We start from the raw sequence: 18,830 nt of genomic DNA on the forward strand, positions 1-18,830 counted from the left end.
ACCTGGGCGCCGGCAGGAGGAGGGCAGCATGACGAACGACATCCCGATCGTCGTGGTCGGCCTGATGGGGGCGGGAAAGACCAGCGTTTCGCGCCTGCTCGGCGAGAGCCTCGGCAGGCCCGTGCGCGACAGCGACGAGTATCTCCGGGAACGCTACGGCGCCACGGCCGCGGAGATCGCCGAGCGTGAGGGGATGGAGGTCCTGCACGCCAGGGAGGTCGAGCACCTGCGGGCCTGCCTCGCGGAGCGGCCCGCTCCGGTCATCGCCGCCGCCTCCAGTGTGCTCGACGACCCCGGCGCCCGGACCGAGATGAAGCCCGCCCTGGTCGTCTGGCTGGACGCCGCCCCCGAGTTCGTCGCCGAGAAGATCGCCGCCAAGCCGTACCGGCCGCGGTTCGGCATGGAGCCGCTGGCCCTGGCGACCGAGCTGCACGAGCGCAGGGCCGCCTTCTTCGAGGAGGTCGCCGACCTGCGCTTCCAGCGTCCCTCGGCCTCCAAGCGCGAGGTGACGCGAGCCGTACTGGACCACCTGGAGGGACTGCGGCCCCGCCGGAAGGTTCACGGCGGGCGTCACACGGCGCAGGAGTCCTCGGAACGGTAGGTGACCAGGCGGATCGCCGGGGCGGAGAGCACCTCGACGCGACCGCTGCCCGGCACCTCGACGTGCGCGAACCCCCCTTCGAAGGCGACGCGGGCCTGTCCCACGCGGGTGGTGGGCGCGCCGTCCTCGCCGGTCAGCAGGTATCCCTCGACGAGTTCGACGGAGGCGGTGCGCCAGGTGAGGGTCATACGGTCACCTCGGGGAAGTCCAGGTCAGGGCGGGCCAGGTGGTTGAAGTGGTTGGACAGGGTGTTGAGCGCCACGTGCGCGACGATCTCGGCGAGTTCGGCGTCGGTCACCCCGGCCTTCCTGGCCAGGGCGAGCTCCTCGTCGTCCACCCTGCCGCCCGTCCTGACGACCTGCCTGGTGAGGCGCAGCACCGCCTCGGTGTGCGGGTCGTCGTCGCGGGCGTCGCGGGTGCGCTCAAGCTGCCGCCCGTCCATGCCCATCAGGCCGCCGCGCAGCGTGTGCGCGCTGACGCAGTAGACGCAGCGGTTCTCCTGGGCGACCAGCAGGGCGATCTGCTCGCGCAGCCTGGCCCTGAGCACGCCGCGGGACAGCGCGTCGCGCATGGCCAGATAGCCGCGGAGCGCGGCGGGGCCGTTGGCCAGGGCGGCGTACAGGTTGGGCACTCTGCCCAGTTGCCGTCGTGTCTCCTCAAGCAGGCCGTCGGGATCCTCGGTCAGCTGCGGCAGCCTCGGCATGGTGTCCTCCATGATCAGAGTCCAAAACGGTACCGGTCGGTTCCGTTTGAGAAGACGGTACCGATCAGTTCCATTTGCGTCAACGGCGGATAGAATCGACGACGTGCCGACCCGAGCCCGTGAACGCCTGCTGGACACCGCCGAGGAGCTCTTCTACGCCCAGGGGGTGCGCGCGGTCGGCGTCGAGCAGATCCTGACCGTCTCCAAGGTGGGGCGCGCCTCCTTCTACCGCCACTTCCCCGGCAAGGACGACCTGGTCGTGGCCGTGCTCGAACGCCGTGACCGGCGGTGGCGCGAGTGGCTGGCCGAACGGGTCGCCGCGCACGGCGGCGGGCCGCTGGCGGTCTTCGACGCGCTCGCCGAACGGTTCGCCCGCGCCGACTTCCGCGGCTGCGCGTTCATCAACACGATGGTGGAGGCCGCCGACCCCGCGGGCGCCGCGCACCGGGTCGCGGCCGGCCACAAGGACCGGGTGACCGGCTACGTCGAGTCGTTGCTCACCGCCGCCGGGCACCCCCGCGCCGCCGCGCTCGCGCCGCAACTCGTCATGCTCATGGACGGCGCCATCGTCACCGCCCTGCGTGAACGCTCCACCGTCCCCGCCCTGCGGGCCCGGGCCGTCGCGGAGACGCTCATGGGGGCGGCCGGAGAAGCGGCCGCCCCCTGAAACTACCGGCCGGTGGGCACAGCCTGCCTGCGGGGTTCCGCCGGGGCGTCCGCCCGGCCGGGACGCGGCCCGACCGGTATCACGAGGTGGGTCGGCGGCGGAGCCGTGTCGTCGATGGAGGCGGTGAACTCCTTGCCGTCGTCACGGCAGACGAACTGCATGACGTGCCTGCCCGCCGCGGCGGCGCGGATCAGGCCGCCGGTGGTGGCCCACACGCCCGACTGGTAGAAGTTCTCCAGCCCGGGCAGGCCGGGGCCGTGCTTCTTGACCAGTTCCTCCAGGGTCTCTCCGCTCTCCACGAACGGCTGCCAGCCCAGGACGGTCCCGTCGTAGTTGCCGGTGTAGCGGACCTGGGTGAGCGGCGTCGACACGTCGCGTACGGCCACCGCGTCCGTGATGCCGGGAAAGCGCCGTTCGAGGAACTCCATGAGCGCCAGCCGCGCCCGGCGCTTGGCCGCGGAGTACTCGCGGCCGCGCCGTACCGGCATGGTGTGGATCTCCTCTCCCTTGTGCTTGCGGCTGGACTGCTCCGGCCCCTCGGCCAGGGCGCGCCAGGGGGCGATGTCACAGAAGTAGGTCGCGTAGACCACGGTGCTGTCCTCCGGCGACAGCTCGGGGTAGTGCATGCTGCGGAACTGCACGTTGATGCTCGGGTGGCGGATGCCGGTCAGGTCGGCGGCCTCCTCCTCCGTGAGCAGATAGGTGGTGCAGGGGTCCCCCTCGGGGAAGGGGCGCCGCAGGCCGAGGAACAGGCAGAAGTAGCCGGGGAAGACCATGCCCGGCTCCTTGATGGTCGTGGTGTACAGCTTCCGGTAGGCCTCGTTGAGGTAGCGCCCCTTGAGGAACTTCGTCATCGTGGTGTGGCCGTCACAGGCGGAGACCACGATGTCGGCGCGGTGTTCGCTGCCGTCGCTGAGCCGTACGCCGACCGCGCGGTCGTCCTCGACCAGCACCTCCTCGACCTTGGCGTTGTAGGTCACCTTGCCGCCGAGCCGCAGGTAGCGCTGCTCGATCGAGGTGGACAGGCCGAGCGAGCCGCCCTCGGGAACGCCCGCCGACAGGTTGGCGTGCGAGGCCAGCTGGAAGTAGAACGGCAGCACCGGGAAGGCGGCGTGCTTCTCGTAGAGGATGAAGTTGAACGCCTCCCGCAGCAGCGGGTCCTTGAACCTCGCCGAGTACTCCGTCATCAGCACCGCCATCGACTTGCGGATGACGTTGAAGTAGGGGACGAAGGAGGCCAGCATCCGCAGCCGTTCGATCCGGCCCATCAGGCCGACCGGCTTCAGGAAGGGGTAGACGGCCAGGCACTTCCTGAACGCCCGCAGCCCCGCGCAGAAGTCCTTGATCAGCTTGGCGTCGGCGGGCGAGAGGTCGAGCAGGTGCGCCTGGAGCCGGTCGGGGTCGGAGTAGAAGTACACCGCCCTGCCGTCGCGTCCCCGCACGATGTTGAACACGTCGAAGTGACGCATCTGCTTGCCCTGGAGCGCGCCGAGTTCGAGCCAGATCTGGTGCATCTGGTTGCCCGGCCCGTTGCCGAGCAGCCAGCTGATGCAGCAGTCGAGGGTGAAGTCACCCCGCTCCCACGCCGTACAGCAGCCGCCGGGGATCTCGTGCATCTCGAAGATCTGGGTCCTGTACCCGTTCATCTGCGCGTAGCAGCCGGTGGACAGACCACCGAGACCGGCGCCGATGATGATCATCGTCTCTCTGTTCTGACCGGGCCGTGACACGTCCCTGTTCTCCTTGGTGATCACTGTCGCCACCTATCGCACGAGCCGCTTGTCGAGCTGTGGCATGTGGCCGAACTTCCCCGGGTGCCAGGCCTCGTCGTTGTCGCTCTCCCAGGCCTTGAACTCCATCCCCAGCTCCTCGCACAGGTACTGCACGACGAAACGCCCGGTCGAGGCGGCGCGGATCAGGCCGCCCATGCCGACCCACTGACCGGCCATGGAGAAGCCGCGCAGCCCCGGCAGCCGCATACGGTCCTCGTTGACCAGCTTGGTCGCGAGGTCGTCGGCGTCGGAGAAGGCCTTCCAGGCGAGGATGCTTCCGTTGAAGTTGCCGGTGTAGCGCCTGGTCGTCGCGGGCGAGGCCACGTCGACCAGGTCGATGCGCTCACCGAGCCCCGGATAGCGCCGCTCCAGGAAGTCCCGGACGAAGTCGGCGACCTGCCGCTTACGCGCCCAGTACTCCTTGCGGTTCTCCGTGCGCAGCGTCCTCCAGTAGCCGAAGTCACTGAAGTAGGTGCAGTGGATCACCGACTTGCCCTGCGGCGCGAACCCCTCGGAGTAGCGCGAGCGCAGCTGCACGACCAGGCTGCTCTGCAGCGCGCCGGGCAGCCTGGCCCCTTCCTCCTCGGGCAGCAGGTAGGTGGTGCTGTGCGCGTCGCCGGGCTCGAAGTCGCCGTCGATGCCGACGAAGGCCGAGACCACCGCGGGGAACAGGATGCCGGGGCGGTTCAGCATCTCGTCGTAGAGCTTCTCGATCCTCGGGCTGGTGTACTTGCCCTCCAGCAGGCCGTACACGGTGGTGTGGCCGTCGCAGGCCGAGACGACGTGGTCGGCGTAGTACCGCTTGCCGCCCCGCATCTCGACCCCGACCGCGCGCCCGTCCTCGACCAGGATCCTGTCCACCCTCGCCCGGTAGCTGATCGTGCCGCCCAGCGAGGTGTAGCGCTCCTCGATGGAGCGGGCCAGCCCCAGCGACCCTCCCTGCGGGAATCCGGCGTTGCCGTTGTGGGCGCTGGCCATGTTGAACAGGTACGGCAGCACCGGGAAGCTCTCCGGGTCCTGGAAGAAGATGTTGCGGAAGGCCCGGCGCAGCAGCGGGTCCTGGAACCTGTCGGCGAAGGTGTGCATCTGCGTCGCCGCGGTGCGCCAGAACAGCCGGAAGGCGGGCAGGACCGTCCGCAGCGTGCCGAGCTTCTCCCGCGCCGTCTGCAGCGGCGGCGGCTTCAGGAACGGGTACAGGTCGATGTTCACGAAGCGCCGCAGGTCACGGCAGAACGACCGGATCAGGGCGGCGTCTGCGGGAGAGACCTCCAGCAGGTGCCGCTCCAGGCGGTCCGGGTCGTTGTAGAACGTCACCGACCTTCCGGTCTCGTCGGTGACCTTGTTGAACATCTCGAAGTTGGTGATCGTCTTGCCGTCGAGCGCGCCGAGCTCCCGCCACACCTGGTTGGCGTTGTTGCCCGGGGCGGTGCCGATCAGCCATTCGATGCAGTAGTCGAAGACGTAACCGTCACGCGCCCAGGCGGTGCAGCAGCCCCCCGGCAGGACGTGCCTTTCGAGGACGCGGGTCTCCATCCCGCTCATCTGCGCGTAGCAGCCGGTGGCCATGCCCGCGACGCCCCCGCCGATGACGAGGACCCGGGGCCTGCCTCCTGGAGGTCGTTCGCGGACGCTCCAGTCCTGTTCGGTCTCAGCCGGCATGGGTGGCGCCTCCCGCGAGGATCTCGCGGACCAGGTCCGCGTTGCGTGCGATGTGGTCCTGGCCGAGCATCTCGGCGTGCGTGCCCGAACCGCGGAAGACCTCGGTGCGGACCTCGGAGCTGCCGTGCCAGGTGCCGCTCTCGGCGGCGGCGTAGAAGGAGACCTTCTCCTCGTCGGAGATCACGCTGACCGCGGCGGAGACCACTCCGAGGTTCGGCGTGCGGCTGGAGAAATCGATGTACTCCCTGGCCTGGCCGAGCGTCTCCTCGGCCACGATCTCCGAGCCGGTGTGCCTGAGCAGGTGCTCGCTCAGCTCACGCTCGAAGATCGCGAGGTGCTCCTCCCCGAGCTCGAAGGACTCGGAGATGCGGTAGGAGTCCATGATGACCACGTTCGGCACCTCGCGCCCCCGGCTCTGGAGCACCTTGGCCACCTCGAAGGCGAGGTTGCCGCCGAGCGAGTAGCCGAACAGGTCGCAGGGGCCCTCGGGCCTCAGGGACTCGATCAGGTCGGCGTAGTGGGTGACCTTGTCGTCCCCCGCCACGTAGTTGAACGCGACGAACCGGTACTCGGGCAGGTGCGCCGCCAGCTGCCGGTAGACCAGGCCGTGGCCGCCGGCGGGCGGGAAGCAGAAGATCGTCCGGTCCTGGTCGGGGTTGAACCACAGGTACGGCTGCGCGCCGCCCAGCCTGCCGGTGACGATGTGCTCGACCGTCTTGGCCATGCCGTGCAGGGTCGTGACCTTGAACAGGTGGCTGACCGGGATCGTGATGTTGAACTCGCCCTGGAGCCGGTAGATGAGCTCGATCAGCTTGATCGAGCTGCCGCCGACCTCGAAGAAGTCGTGCTGTAGGCCGACCTGCTCAAGGCCGAGGAGCGCCTTCCAGTGCTCGGCCATGCGCATCTCGTACAGCGTCACCGGCGCCTCGTAGGCCCGCTCCCCGGTGTCCGCCTCGGGCGCGGGCAGCGCCGCGACGTCGACCTTGCCGTTGGGCGTCAGCGGCAGCTCGGGCAGCTCGACGAAGTACGACGGGACCATGAAGGTCGGGAGGTACCCGGCCAGGTGCCTGCGCAGCTCGCGCCAGTCCAGGGACTCGCCCTGGGCGGGCACGCAGTAGGCGCACAGCGCGTTCTCGCCGCGCGCGTCCGCGACGACCGTGACCACCGCCTGCGCCAGCGTCGGCCAGGCGGCGAGCCGCGTCTCGATCTCGCCGATCTCGATGCGGTGGCCGCGCACCTTGATCTGCGCGTCGACGCGCCCGAGGAGCCGCACGTCGCCGTGGGCGTCCCAGCTCGCCAGGTCACCGGTGCGGTAGAGCCGTAACGGTTCGGCCCCGTCCCCGCGGCCGAGGGTCACGGTGACGAAGCGCTGCGCGGTCTGCTCGGGGTCGCCGAGGTAACCGGTCGCGACGCCCTCGCCGCCGACCCACAGCTCACCGGGGACGCCGGGCGGCACCGGCTCGCCGTGCTCGTCGAGGATGTACAGCGCGCTGTTGGGGAAGGGTCGCCCGATCGGCACCATCTGGCTGGGGTCGAGCTCGTCGGCCGGGCCCTCGAAGTAGGCGCTGTCGATGGTGGCCTCGCTGAGGCCGTAGGAGTTGACCAGGCGGGTCCGCGAGCCGCACAGGGCGTGCAGGCGCCGGTACTCCTCGACCTTCCAGGCGTCGGAGCCGACGATCAGCAGGCGCATGAAGTCCAGGCGCTCGCCCTCCCGCTCGCAGTAGGCCGTCAGGCCACGGACGATCGCGGGCACGAACTCGCCGCAGTCGACCTTCTCCTCCAGCATCGTCCGGTACAGCCGCGCGGTGTCGAACAGCAGCTCACGGCGGACCAGGACCAGGTTGCCGCCGGAGCACAGCGCGCGGACCAGGTCACCGGTGAAGACGTCGAAGGAGAAGCTCGCCATCTGCAGGTGCACCCGGACGTCCTCGTCCAGGCGGTAGGCCTCCCGCCAGGCGGCGTTGACGGAGGCCAGGTTACGGTGGGTGACCTGCACGGCCTTCGGCCTGCCGGTCGATCCCGAGGTGTAGATGACGTAGGCGGGGTCGTCGAGCCCGACCTCGGGCTCCGGCTCGTCGTCCCGCGCCTCCGCGGTGTCCCGGTGCAGTTCCTCCAGGGTCAGCGTCATCCCCGCCGCCCCGGCCAGGCTCTCCCGGCCCGACTCGTCGACGACGGCGAGCGCGGCGCCCACGTTGCGCACCATGTAGGCCAGGCGCTCGGCGGGGTAGTCGGGGTCGAGCGGCAGGTAGGCTCCACCGGCCCGCAGCACCGCCAGCAGGGTGACGATCAGGTCGGGGGACTTGTCCAGGCACAGCGCGACCACCGCGCCCTCACGCACGCCCAGGCCGCGCAGCCTGCCCGCCAGCGCCCTGGACCGCTCCTCAAGCTCGGCGTAGGTCAGCCGGACGGTCTCGCCCGTCTCCGAGGGGGCGGTGACCGCGACCGCGCCGGGGTTCCTGGCGGCGGCCCTGCTGATCAGCTCGTGCACGGGGGTCTCGTGCAGCGTCCTGCGCCTGGCACCGCTCCAGGTCTCCAGGACCCGCTCGCGCTCGTCGGCGGCGAGCAGTTCGAGGCGGGTCGCGGGCTGCGCCGAGGAGGCGCGGGTCAGCGCGTCGAGCAGGTTGACGTAGTGCGAGGCCAGGCGCCGTGCCGTCTCGGGCAGGAACAGGTCGGTGTTGTACTTGAACACGCAGTGGAAGCGCTGCTCGGCCTCGTCCTCGTAGGCCGAGAGCGTCAGGTCGAACTGCCCCTCCTCCTCGGGCAGCTCGATGTACTCCAGGCGGTAGCCGTACTTCTCGGTGGCGACCTTGTGGGCGAGCAGGATGAACATCGCCTGGAACACCGCCGAGCGGCTGGGGTCGTGCTGCAGGCCGAGCTTGTCCACCAGCAGCACGAACGGGTACTCCTGGTTGTCCAGGCCGTTGAGCACCGTGGTGTGGACCTGCGCCAGCAGCTCGGAGACCGACGGCTCACCGGCGAGGCTGACGTGCAGCGGCAGCGGGTTGACGAAGTAGCCGTACAGGGAGGCGAACTCCTCCTGGGTGCGGCCCGTCACCGGGCTGCCGACGATGATGTCGTCCTGTCCCGAGTAGCGGTGCAGCAGCAGGTAGTAGGCGCTCAGCAGCACCATGAACACGGTCATCTTGTTCTCACGGGCCAGCGCGTGGACGCGGGCGCTGAGGTCGGCGTCGAGCACGAAGAACTCGGAGGCGCCGTTGTTGGTCTGCACGGCCGGGCGGGGCTTGTCGACGGGCAGGCTGAGCAGCGGCACCTCGGCCGGCAGGTGACCGCGCCAGTAGTCGAGCATCCGCCGCGCGTCAGGACTGGCAAGGAAGCGGTTCTGCCAGTTGAGGAAGTCGAGGTAGGTGGCCGTCAGCGGCGGCAGCTCGACCTGCTCGCCCCGGCGCAGGCCCTCGTAGATGGCCAGCAGTTCCTCGATGAAGGTGAAGGTCGAGATGGCGTCGGAGATGATGTGGTGGACCGCCTTCATGATCACCCAGCGGTCCTCACCCCGCTTGAACAGGCGGAAGCGGACGAGCGGGTCCCGTTCCAGGTCGTACGGCCTGCGGTACTCACGGATGATCATCTGGTAGATGTCGTCCCACTCCTCGTCCTGCACGTCGAACAGGGCGAGGTCCTCCCTGGCCTCGGCGGAGATCCGCTGCAGCGCCTGCCCGTCCTGCAGGACGAAGTTGCCGCGCAGGATGGGGTGGCGCCGGATCAGCGCGCGGACGGCGTCGAACATCAGCTCCGGGTCGAGCTCGACCCGCACCTCGACCGCGCCGCCGATGTTGTAGGCGAAGCCGTCGGGGTTGAGCTGCTTGAGGAACCACAGCGCCTTCTGGTTCTGGGTCAGGGGGTACTGGTTCTCGTCCAGGTACACCTCGACCGCGGCGTCGGCGCCGTCGTCGTCCGCGTCCGCGGCGACCAGGGCGGCCAAGCCGTCGTGCAGCTGGGTGACCAGGTCTGCGACGGAGGTGCCGCTGAGCAGGGCGACCACCGGCAGCGCGACCTTGAGGTCGGCCTGGACCCGGGCCCGCACCTCCATCGCGAGCAGGGAGTCCAGTCCCAGGGTGTTGAGGCTGACCTCGGGCTCGACCTGCTCCGCCCGCACCCGCAGCACGCCCGCGACCAGCGCGGTGAACCGCTCGGTCACCAGGAGCCTGCGCTTGTCCTCGTCGGCCTCGCGGAAGGTGTCGAGGAAGCCCCCGCTCTCCGCGGGCGAGGAGGTGTCCGCGGCCGCGGCCAGCTCGGTCACCAGCAGCGGCGGCGAGTCGTACCAGGCCATGAAGACCGGCCAGTCGACGACGGTCGCGACCAGCAGCTGGGCCTTGTCCTGGCCGATGACGCGTTCGAGCACCGCCATGCCCGCGTCGGGTGGCAGCGAGCTCATCCCCCGGCTGTTGCGGTAGTGGTCGATCAGGCCGAGTTCCTCGATCATGCCGGTGGCCCAGGGGCCCCAGTCGAGGCTCAGCGCGGGCAGCCCCTTGGCGCGCCTGTGGTGCGCCAGCGCGTCCAGGAAGGCGTTGCCCGCCGCGTAGTTCGTCTGGCCCGCGGTCGTCAGCAGCGAGGCGATCGAGGCGAACAGCACGAAGTGCTCAAGCGGTTCGTCCCGCAGGTGGCGGTGGAGCAGGAAGGCGCCCGCGACCTTGGGGCCGTGGACGGCGTCGAAGGCCTGCCGGTCCATCTCGGGGACGAGCGTGTCGCGGACGTGGCCCGCGAGGTGGAACACGCCGCGGATGGGCGGGGAGTCGTTGCGCCGGTAGTCGTCGAGCCAGGCGGTCAGGGCCGCCTCGTCGGTGATGTCGAGCGGCGCCAGGATCACCTGGGCGCCGAGCGCCTCAAGCTCCTTGACGAAGCGCACGTTGCGGCCCGCGGTGGTGTCCGGGTCCGTCTCGCGCCATCGGTCTCGTTCCGGCAGCCGGGTGCGGCCGACGAGGATCAGCCTGCGGGCGCCCCGCGCGACGAGCGTGCGGCACATCAGCCTGCCGAGCGCGCCGAACGCGCCGGTCACCAGGTAGCCGCCGTCGGCGCGCAGCCGCAGCGGGAGCGGGCTGGTCAGGTCCGCGGCCTGCGCGAGCCTGCTGGTGTGGCGTTCGCCGCCGCGCAGGGCGATCTCTTCCTCGTCGTCGGTCAGCAGCTCACGCAGCAACGCCTCGGCCTCGGCCTTGACGTCCCCGCCCGCGGGGTCGAGGTCGACGAGCTTGCCGCGCCAGGCGGTCAGCTCCTGGTGGCGCAGCACCCGGGTGACGCCCCACGCGGGAGCGCCGAGCGGCTCGGCCGCCTCGTCCGCGGTGACGGCCTGCGCGCCCCGGGTGACGACGTGCAGCCTGCTGTCGTCCTGCCCCGCGGGAAGCGTCTGGGCCAGCGCGACCAGCGAGTAGGCGCCGAGGCCGTTGTGCCCGGCGAGTGAGTCGCGGTCGGTCTCCTCGATCGACGGCAGGTCGAGGTTCCACAGGTGCGCGACGGTGCCGAACGACGTGCCGCTCGCCTCCAGGCCGTCGAACAGAAGGGCGAGGTCGTCGGCGGAGCCGGGGACGACCGCGGACTCGCCGTCGGCGTCCTCAAGACGGTAGACGTCCGAGGGGCGGACCAGGTGGCAGCGGGTGCCCCGGGCGCGCAGCAGGCCCGCGAGCTCGTCGGCGACCCCTCGCGAGTCGGCGAGGATCAGCCAGTCCCGCGTGGTCTCACCGGCGTTCTCCGCCGCGCCCTCGCCGCTCTCGGCCGCAGGTTCGCCGTACGGCCTGCGGACCCAGGTCACCTCGGCCAGCCAGCCGTCGATGGTGCTCCTGCCGACCGCCGTCGAGGCCTTCTCGACGTCGGCGGCGCGGAAGCCGCTGATCCGGCCGAGCGAGGCGCCGTCGGCGTCGTGGACGGCGATGTCGCCGACCAGTTCGTCGCCGCCGCGCCGTACGACGGTCGCGTGCACCCACAGCGGCCGGTCGCCGACGGGGCGGACGCGCACCTCCTCGATCGACAGCGGCAGGCGGATGCCGGTCCCCTCGGTGTGGCTGAGGACCAGCGGCGTCAGCAGGGTCTGGAAGCAGGCGTCGAGCAGCGCCGGGTGGAAGTGCGCGTTGGCCGCGTCGCCGCCGAGCGCCTCGGGCGGGCGGATGCGGGCGAGCGCCTCGTCTCCGCCGATCCAGACCTCCTCGATCCCCTGGAAGGCGGGGCCGTAGTGGTAGCCCATGTCCGCCAGCGCCGCGTAGCAGCCCTCTCCCCGGAGGTGGCGTTCGCTGCGCGCCTTGATCCCCTCGATGTCGAGTGCCGGGTTGAGCCTGCGGTGCTGGCCCGCGCGCACGACGCCGCCCGCGTGCACGACCCGGTCGCCCGAGCCGTCGGGCACCGTGGCCACGGTGAAGGACGCCCCCTCCGAGGAGAAGGACAGCTGGACCGTCCTGACCTCGCCCTCGGGCAGGAACAGCGCCTTGCGCAGCTCGACGTCGGCCAGGGTCGCCTCCGTGCCGCCGGTCATCGCCAGCACCGCCTGGGTCGCCATCTCCAGGTAGCCCGCCGCGGGGAACAGCGCGTTGCCCTGGATGCGGTGGTCGTCGAGGTAGGGCAGCGCCTCGGTGTCGAGCTTGACCTCCCAGGTGGGCTCGGTCATGGCCAGGCGGCGGCCGAGCAGCGGGTGGTCGAGCCTGCCGAGCCGTACCTGCCTGACCTGCTCGGGCTCGGTCCAGTAGCGGTCGCGCCGCCACGGGTAGCGCGGCAGCGTCACCGTCTCGCCCGAGGGGTAGAGCCTGTCCCAGGCGATGTCGACGCCCAGGTTGTGCAGGGCGGCCAGCGACATGGTGAAGCGCGCGTTCTCATCCTCCTGGCGGCGGATGGAGGGCAGCGTCCTGCCCTCGACGTCCTTGGCCTCCAGGCACTCCTTGATCGAGTGGCCCAGCACCGGGTGCGGCCCGATCTCAAGGAACAGGCCGTAGCCGTCGTCGGCGAGGCGGTCGACGGCGGCGCGGAAGCGGACGCTGTCGCGGACGTTGTGCCACCAGTACTCCGCGTCCAGCTCGGGGCCGCGCGCGAGGCCCTCCTTGCCCGTCAGGTAGAGCGGGACCCGCGCGGGGTGTCCTTCGAGCCCGGCCAGCGAGGACAGCAGCTCGTCCTTGATCAGGTCCATCTGCGCGCTGTGGTAGGGCACCCGCACGGTGAGGAACTTGGCGAAGATCTGCTCGGCCTGCAGCTCGGCCTGCAACCTGCCGAGCGCCTCCTCCTCGCCCGCCAGCGTGATCGCGGTCGGGCTGTTGACCGCGGCGACCGAGATCAGGTCGCCGTAGGGGGCGACGCGGCTCCGCGCCTCGTCCTCCGGCAGGCTCACGGCGAGCATGGTGCCGGTGCCGACCAGCTTCTGCTGCAGGCGGCTGCGGTGCAGCACGACCCTGACCGCCTCGCGCAGGTCGTAGACGCCCGCCTCGTGGAAGGCGGCGACCTCGCCGGTGCTGTGCCCGACGATGGCGTCGGGGTGCACGCCGTAGGAGCGCCACAGCGCCGCCAGGCCGATCTGCACGGCGAAGTTGGCCGGCTGCGCCAGCCAGGTCTCCGCCATGTTGGAGTCGGCCTCGGCCGCGCCCATCTCCTCGATCAGCGACCAGCCCGCCTGCTGGCGGATCTCACGGTCGCAGTCTTCGATCACCTCGCGGTAGACCGGCTCGCTCTCAAGGAGCTGGCGGCCCATGGCCCACCACTGGGGGCCCATGCCGGTGAAGACCCACACCAGCTCGGGCCGCGGTCCCTCACGCCGCTGGTCCTGCAGCACGTACGGCCCCTGCTCGCCGCGCAGGTAGTCGGCCAGGCGCTCGTCGAGCGACTCGGGTGAGGAGTAGACCACGGAGAGCCGTGATTCGAGGTGCTGACGGCGGCGGGCCAGCGTGTAGCCGAGGTCGCCGGGCGAGACACCGGCCGCGAGCTCCTGCCTGACGCCCCTGACCAGTTCGGGCAGGGCCTGCGGGTCGCGCGCGGTCAGCGGCAGGATGGCGTGTCCCGTGTCGCGCGCGGGGGCGGGCTCTGCCGGGCGTGACGGAGCCTCCTCAAGCAGGACGTGCGCGTTCGTGCCGCCGAAGCCGAAGGAGTTCACGCCGGCGCGCGCCGGTCCCTCGTGCTCGGGCCAGTCGGTCGGCTCCGCCGGGATCTCGTACGGCATCGACTCCAGGTCGATGGCCGGGTTGACCTGTTCGAGGTTGATGTGCGGGGGGATCTTCCGGTGTTTCAGGGCCAGGGTGGTCTTGATCAGACCGGCGATCCCCGCGGCCGACTCGGTGTGCCCGATGTTCGTCTTGACCGAGCCGACGTAGCACTTGGCGCCGGGTCTGCGGCCGATGGACAGCGCGCGGCCGAGCGCGCCCGCCTCGATCGGGTCGCCGACCGGTGTCGATGTGCCGTGCGCCTCCATGTACTGCAGGCTGCCGGGTTCGACGCCCGCCTCGGCGCAGACACGCTCGATCAGCCTGACCTGGGCGTCGGGGTTCGGCACCGTGATGCCGTTGGTACGGCCGTCCTGGTTGACCCCGCTGCCCACGATCACCGCGTGGATCGGGTCGCCGTCGCGCAGGCTGTCCTCAAGGCGCTTGAGGGCGACCACGGCGACGCCCTCGGCGCGCACGTAGCCGTTGGCCGAGGCGTCGAAGGTGCGCGAGCGCCCCTCGGCGGACAGGAAGCCCCCCTTGGTCTCCGCGACGGTGTACTGCGGCGTCATGTGCAGCAGGGTGCCTCCGGCGAGCGCGAGGCTGGTCTCGCCCCTGCTCAGGCTCTGGCACGCCAGGTGCACGGCCACCAGCGACGAGCTGCAGGCCGTGTCGAGGGAGACACTGGGGCCGCGGAAGTCGAAGCAGTAGGAGATGCGGTTGGAGACCATCGTCATCATGGTCCCGGTGGCGGTGTGCGCCGCCAGGGTCTCGAAGCTCAGGTCGGCGAACTGCAGGATCTTGTAGTCCAGGGTGAAGGCCCCGACGAACACTCCGACGTCGGTCCCGGCCAGTTCACCGGGTTTCTGGCCGCCGTCCTCCAGCGCCTCCCAGGCCACCTCGAGCAGCTTGCGCTGCTGCGGGTCCATGTGGTCGGCCTCGCGGGGACTGATGCCGAAGAAGGCGGGGTCGAACTCGTCGAAGCCGTCGATGTAACCGCCCCTGCCGCCGACGAGCCTTCCCGGCTTCGTCTTGTCCCGGCTGCCGAGCGTCGCGACGTCGTAGCGGTCGGCGGGTGTCGGCGTGATGCAGTCCTTGCCCTCGATCAGGTTCTGCCAGAACGTACGGTGATCGGAGGCTCCTCCGGGGAATCTACACCCGATACCGATAATGGCGATCTTGTCACGGAGAGTAGCATTACTGAGGTCCGTCACGATTGATCCTTGTGTGATGGCGCTGTGCGCGAGCATGAGGGGAAAGCGGACAACAGTGGACGCGCCCGTACGGCGCGCGTTCCCGGCCTGGTCAGGCGGCCGGGCCACCGGCCTCCGGCGACGACACTGCGGGGCGTCGGCGCCAGGGGTGGGAGAAGGTGGCAAGGACTGCGTCCGTCCTGGGGAAGGACGCGGGGTCCGTCAGCCCTACGGCGACCGGTGTGCGGCCGGAACGCCATGTGAAGCTGCCGAACATGAGATCCCAGATCGACAGGTCGGAGCCGTAGTGACCGGCTTCCGACAGGTCGGTGCTGTGATGGAGACGGTGCTGCTCTGGACTCGCGAAGACGTAGTTGAGCCGGCCGATGCGGATGTCGGCGTTGACGTGTACGAAGTAGCCCTGCGCGACGACGAACAGGCCGACCGCGAAGACCGCCTCCTGGGAGAAGCCGGCCAGCGCCAGCGACAGCTGCACGATCCCTTGCTCGAACAGGACGTCGAAGGCGTGGTTGACGCCGTTGTTGGCGACGTTGACCTTCTCGGGGACGTGGTGGACACCGTGCAGGCGCCACAACAGGGGGCGGGTGTGCGCGAGCCGGTGGACCACGTAACTGGCCAGCGAGCCGACGAGAAGGGCCGTGGGGATCTCCGCCCACAGGGGGATCATCGGGACCCGGACCGCCAGGACGCCGACGAGGGTCGTCACCAGGAACTGCGCCACGCTGCTGGTGGCGAGCGTCAGCACGAGGTAGAGACCGTACCAGCCCCATTCGCGGCGGTCGGGATGCCAGCCACGCTCGTAGGGGACCACCCGTTCGAGCAGTGCGAGGTATGCGATCGTGCCGGCCAGGAAAAGAGCGCTGACCTGACCGAAATCCAGGTGGCGGCCTATGGCCACCACGGCTGTCGAAACGACGGCGACGAGAAGGACGGGGTAGGCGCAACGGCGCACGAGACGGCGCGCCGGAAACGTGAAACTGTTTAACCTTCGCCGCCGTTGCGACACTTGTTCGAACATAATACCCATGCCACGCATCCACCTAAAAAGACTCGAACGACCGCAAATCGGTCAAAGGAACGGCGGATACGGAAATCACGGCGGCGACCTCCGGCGGAACGGGAGAGCTCCCCCGAAGCCCGTCATCTTCACCCCCCCTCCCCCGAAGACGCTCTCGCTCATGACATCCCTCTATCAAGAGTCCGGACAACGTCACAGTACTCCAAAATGGCTTTGACCTGGGCAGATTTGGGCTGTCGACAATTTTCCCATGTTCGGACAATGCGGTAATTCATCCCCCATCGTTCGACATTCAGACGTAACCACAGGCACCAACCGGAATCAATATGACGCGGACCAGATTTTTTGCAGGCCACCCTCAACCCATAGAAGCAATGACAGAAACCCGGGTTTGCGGGCGCAGTTAATAATCTATTCTTTCAGTCCCAAATCGGATTTACGGACAACCCTTTCTGATTTTACATGAGCAAGTAATGGACATAAGGTGCATGCAGTGCAAACCATGTAAACCATTGGTTAACTTAATATTTCGCGCCAACCTTTGATGTGTATTCGTGGCGGCGGATAACCTCGTCCCGGATTTCCGAAAAAGTTTCGGCCGCGACACCCGCCGTTCCCCCTCCCGCACCCGGTGCGCCGCTCCGCGCGGAACGGCACGGAGCGGTACTGAGCGGCACTGAGCGGCACGGGTGGAGGGAACACCGTGGGGAACAGGGACGGACTCCGGAAGGCCAAAGTGAATCTGACCATGGGGCAACGCTCGAATGACCGTTCGTGGGGCACAGCGAGAAGATGAGCAGCGGACGGCCGGGTCCTGGCGCGACGACGGACGCCCGGGGCGCCCCGCGCGCCAGACCCTCCCTTCCGGATGCGACGGGCGGGATCCTGCTGACCGTCATGGTCGCGGCGCAGGTCGTGTCCGGTCTCGACTCCCGGCCCGCCCGGCTGACCGGTCTGATCGTGCTGTTGCTCACGGTCTGTGCCCTGGCCTTCGCCGCCGGGACGTACGGTCCGTTCAGGGCCTCTGCGGCCCTCTGCGCCGCGGCCGCGGCGGGATACGCCGCCGAGTGGGTCGGCGTCAGAACAGGGCTGCCGTTCGGCGGCTACGCCTACACCGACGTCCTTTGGCCGCAGCCGGGCGGGGTGCCCGTGATCGTGGCGCTCGCCTGGGGCGGCATGGGACTGGCCGCGCACGCGACGGCACTGGCCGCCACCACGGTTTCAAGGGGCGGCCGGGTCACACGGATCGTGCTCGGCGCCTGCGCGCTCACCGCCTGGGACCTGTTCCTCGACCCGCAGATGACGCGGCTCGGCCTGTGGACCTGGCATGTCCCCGGGCCCTACCGCGGTGTCCCGCTGAGCAACTTCGCCGGCTGGCTGCTGGTCTCGCTGCTGGTCATGGTCCTGATCGACGGAATCACCGCGGCAGGCGCCACGACGAGCGCGGGACTCGTGGGTCTCTACACCGTGATGGCCCTGATGGAGACGGTCGGCTTCGCGGTGGTCTTCACCCCGCCCGACCCCCTGGTGGCCGTCCTGGGAGGGGCCTGCATGGGGTGCTTCGCCGTGGCCGCCTGGTCGGGCGTCAGAAGAAGGAGCCGCGCGTGGCAGACGTGATCGTGGTGGGAGGCGGCGTCGGCGGGATGGTCTCCGCCCTTCTGCTGGCAGGGCGGGGCCACCGGGTGCGCCTGTACGAGCGGCTTGACCGCCTCGGCGGCAAGCTGGCCGAGCACCGGCGTGACGGCTTCGCCTTCTCCCTCGGCCCGTCGCTGCTGACCATGCCGCATCTGTTCGCCGGGCTCGGCCTCGACCTCGTCGAACCCCGGGAACTGTGCCGCTACCGCTTCGCCGACGGCTCGGTGCTGACGGCCCGCCGTGATCCCGGCGCCATGGCCGCGGAGGTCGACCGGCTCGCGCCCGGGGAGGGCCGAAACTGGCTGGCCTTCCACCGCTGGGGACGGACCTGTCTTGAGGCGTCGCACCGCACGTTCTTCGCGGGCCCGATCGACCGGCCGCCCGCGCAAGCACGACTGTCCGACCTGTTCGCGGTCGCGCCAGGCCGTACGCTCGACGGTCTGGCCAGGCGTTTCTTCACCGATCCCCGCCTGCGGCAGTACACGGGACGGTACGCGACCTACGCGGGGGCGAACCCCTACCGGGCTCCGGCGGCGCTGGGATGCGTCCCCGCCCTCGAACACGGGCAGGGAGGCTGGTACGTGCGTGGCGGCCTGCCCCGTCTGGCGGACGCCCTGCGGGCACGGCTTGAGGAGGCCGGGGTCGAGGTGACACTGCGCACCGGGGTCACCGACGTGCTCGCCGACTCGGAGCGGGTCCTGGGAGTGCGGCTCGCCTCGGGAGAACGCGAGCGGGCCGACGTGGTGATCGCCAACGTCGACGCGGCGGCGCTGTACGGGCGGCTCCTGCCTGACCGGCGGCGGCTGCGGCGGATCGCCAGGCTCGGCAGGTCGTCCTCGGCGTTCCTGCTGCTGGCCGGCGTCGAGGGCAGGACCGAAGGCCTGGCGCACCACTCGGTGGTCTTCTCAGCCGACTACCGGCGGGAGTTCGCCGACATCTTCGAGCGGCACAGGCCCGCGGAGGATCCGACCGTCTACGTCGGCTGCTCGGCCGTCGACGACTCGTCGCAGGCACCGGACGGCGCGGAGAACTGGGTGATGCTGGTCAACGTCCCCGCCCGTGATCCGCTGCGTTGGCCGATGTCGCCGCCCGCCTACCGGGACCTGGTTCTGGAACGCCTGGCCGCGCGTGGTCACGACCTGTCGGGAAGGCTGCGTTTCGTCGACCTGTTCACCCCCGCCGATCTGCGGGACCGTTACGGCGCATGGGGCGGGGCTATCTACGGCGGCGCCTACGACGGCCCGCTGGCGCCCTTCAGGCGTCCGGGCAACAGAGGGCCCAGACGTGGCCTCTACCTGGTCGGCGGTTCCGCGCATCCCGGCGGCGGGCTGCCGCTGGTGACGCTGGGCGGTCGCATCGTGGCCTCGCTCGTGGAGGAGGACTTCTCCCTGAAGCAGGACGCCCGCCGTCCGCGTATCCGGACGCGCCGATGAGGACTCCG

At 70.1% G+C, this 18,830-nt stretch carries 10 protein-coding genes; 4 read left to right on the plus strand and 6 right to left on the minus strand.

The window, feature by feature from the left end:
• Window positions 1-28: 28 nt before the first annotated feature.
• Window positions 29-601 carry a shikimate kinase gene (locus ABT340_RS21625; protein WP_352012586.1) on the plus strand — a complete coding sequence of 191 codons (573 nt, stop codon included), beginning with the start codon at window positions 29-31 and terminating at the stop codon, window positions 599-601.
• Here ABT340_RS21625 and ABT340_RS21630 read toward each other — a convergent pair.
• The gene (locus tag ABT340_RS21630) at window positions 571-789 is read right to left on the minus strand and encodes a hypothetical protein (RefSeq protein WP_352012587.1); all 219 of its coding nucleotides are present in this window, start codon (window positions 787-789) and stop codon (window positions 571-573) included. The two genes, ABT340_RS21625 and ABT340_RS21630, sit on opposite strands and share 31 nt — an antisense overlap.
• Entirely contained in the window at window positions 786-1,316 is a 531-nt protein-coding gene (locus tag ABT340_RS21635; RefSeq protein ID WP_352012588.1) for a carboxymuconolactone decarboxylase family protein, read from the minus strand. The genes ABT340_RS21630 and ABT340_RS21635 overlap by 4 nt, the downstream gene beginning before the upstream one ends.
• Before the next feature lie 91 nt (window positions 1,317-1,407).
• Here ABT340_RS21635 and ABT340_RS21640 point away from each other — a divergent pair, with 91 nt between their 5' ends.
• Window positions 1,408-1,971, plus strand: a complete 564-nt coding sequence (locus ABT340_RS21640; RefSeq protein ID WP_352012589.1) for a TetR/AcrR family transcriptional regulator — start codon at window positions 1,408-1,410, stop codon at window positions 1,969-1,971.
• A 2-nt stretch (window positions 1,972-1,973) separates the two neighbouring features.
• Here ABT340_RS21640 and ABT340_RS21645 read toward each other — a convergent pair whose 3' ends face one another.
• The 4 genes from ABT340_RS21645 to ABT340_RS21660 all read right to left on the minus strand — a co-directional run bounded on the left by ABT340_RS21645 (window position 1,974) and on the right by ABT340_RS21660 (window position 15,634).
• Window positions 1,974-3,725 (minus strand): phytoene desaturase family protein, encoded by a 1,752-nt coding sequence (locus ABT340_RS21645; RefSeq protein ID WP_352012590.1) that lies wholly within the window; start codon window positions 3,723-3,725, stop codon window positions 1,974-1,976.
• Window positions 3,726-3,734: 9 nt separating this feature from the next.
• On the minus strand, window positions 3,735-5,402 hold the full coding sequence (locus ABT340_RS21650; RefSeq protein ID WP_352012591.1) for a phytoene desaturase family protein: 1,668 nt from the start codon (window positions 5,400-5,402) through the stop codon (window positions 3,735-3,737).
• Window positions 5,392-14,736: a non-ribosomal peptide synthetase/type I polyketide synthase gene (locus ABT340_RS21655; protein ID WP_352012592.1), complete on the minus strand. Its 9,345-nt coding sequence runs from the start codon at window positions 14,734-14,736 to the stop codon at window positions 5,392-5,394. The genes ABT340_RS21650 and ABT340_RS21655 overlap by 11 nt, the downstream gene beginning before the upstream one ends.
• A gap of 91 nt (window positions 14,737-14,827) precedes the next feature.
• Window positions 14,828-15,634: a sterol desaturase family protein gene (locus ABT340_RS21660; protein ID WP_352012593.1), complete on the minus strand. Its 807-nt coding sequence runs from the start codon at window positions 15,632-15,634 to the stop codon at window positions 14,828-14,830.
• Window positions 15,635-16,528: 894 nt separating this feature from the next.
• Here ABT340_RS21660 and ABT340_RS21665 point away from each other — a divergent pair.
• Both ABT340_RS21665 and ABT340_RS21670 read left to right on the plus strand, forming a co-directional pair.
• Window positions 16,529-17,371: a carotenoid biosynthesis protein gene (locus ABT340_RS21665; protein WP_352012594.1), complete on the plus strand. Its 843-nt coding sequence runs from the start codon at window positions 16,529-16,531 to the stop codon at window positions 17,369-17,371.
• Entirely contained in the window at window positions 17,359-18,822 is a 1,464-nt protein-coding gene (locus ABT340_RS21670; RefSeq protein ID WP_352012595.1) for a phytoene desaturase family protein, read from the plus strand. Before ABT340_RS21665 ends, ABT340_RS21670 begins: the two co-directional genes overlap by 13 nt.
• The last annotated feature ends 8 nt before the right edge of the window (window positions 18,823-18,830 follow it).

This window comes from Streptosporangium sp. NPDC000239, assembly GCF_040300765.1.
Lineage (GTDB): Bacteria > Actinomycetota > Actinomycetes > Streptosporangiales > Streptosporangiaceae > Streptosporangium.

What these genes read in the sequence shown, in the direction of transcription:
- ABT340_RS21625 (WP_352012586.1), top strand. Translation starts at nt 29, where the DNA reads ATGACGAACGACATCCCGATCGTCGTGGTCGGCCTGATGGGGGCGGGA.
- ABT340_RS21630 (WP_352012587.1), bottom strand. Translation starts at nt 789, where the DNA reads ATGACCCTCACCTGGCGCACCGCCTCCGTCGAACTCGTCGAGGGATAC.
- ABT340_RS21635 (WP_352012588.1), bottom strand. Translation starts at nt 1,316, where the DNA reads ATGGAGGACACCATGCCGAGGCTGCCGCAGCTGACCGAGGATCCCGAC.
- ABT340_RS21650 (WP_352012591.1), bottom strand. Translation starts at nt 5,402, where the DNA reads ATGCCGGCTGAGACCGAACAGGACTGGAGCGTCCGCGAACGACCTCCA.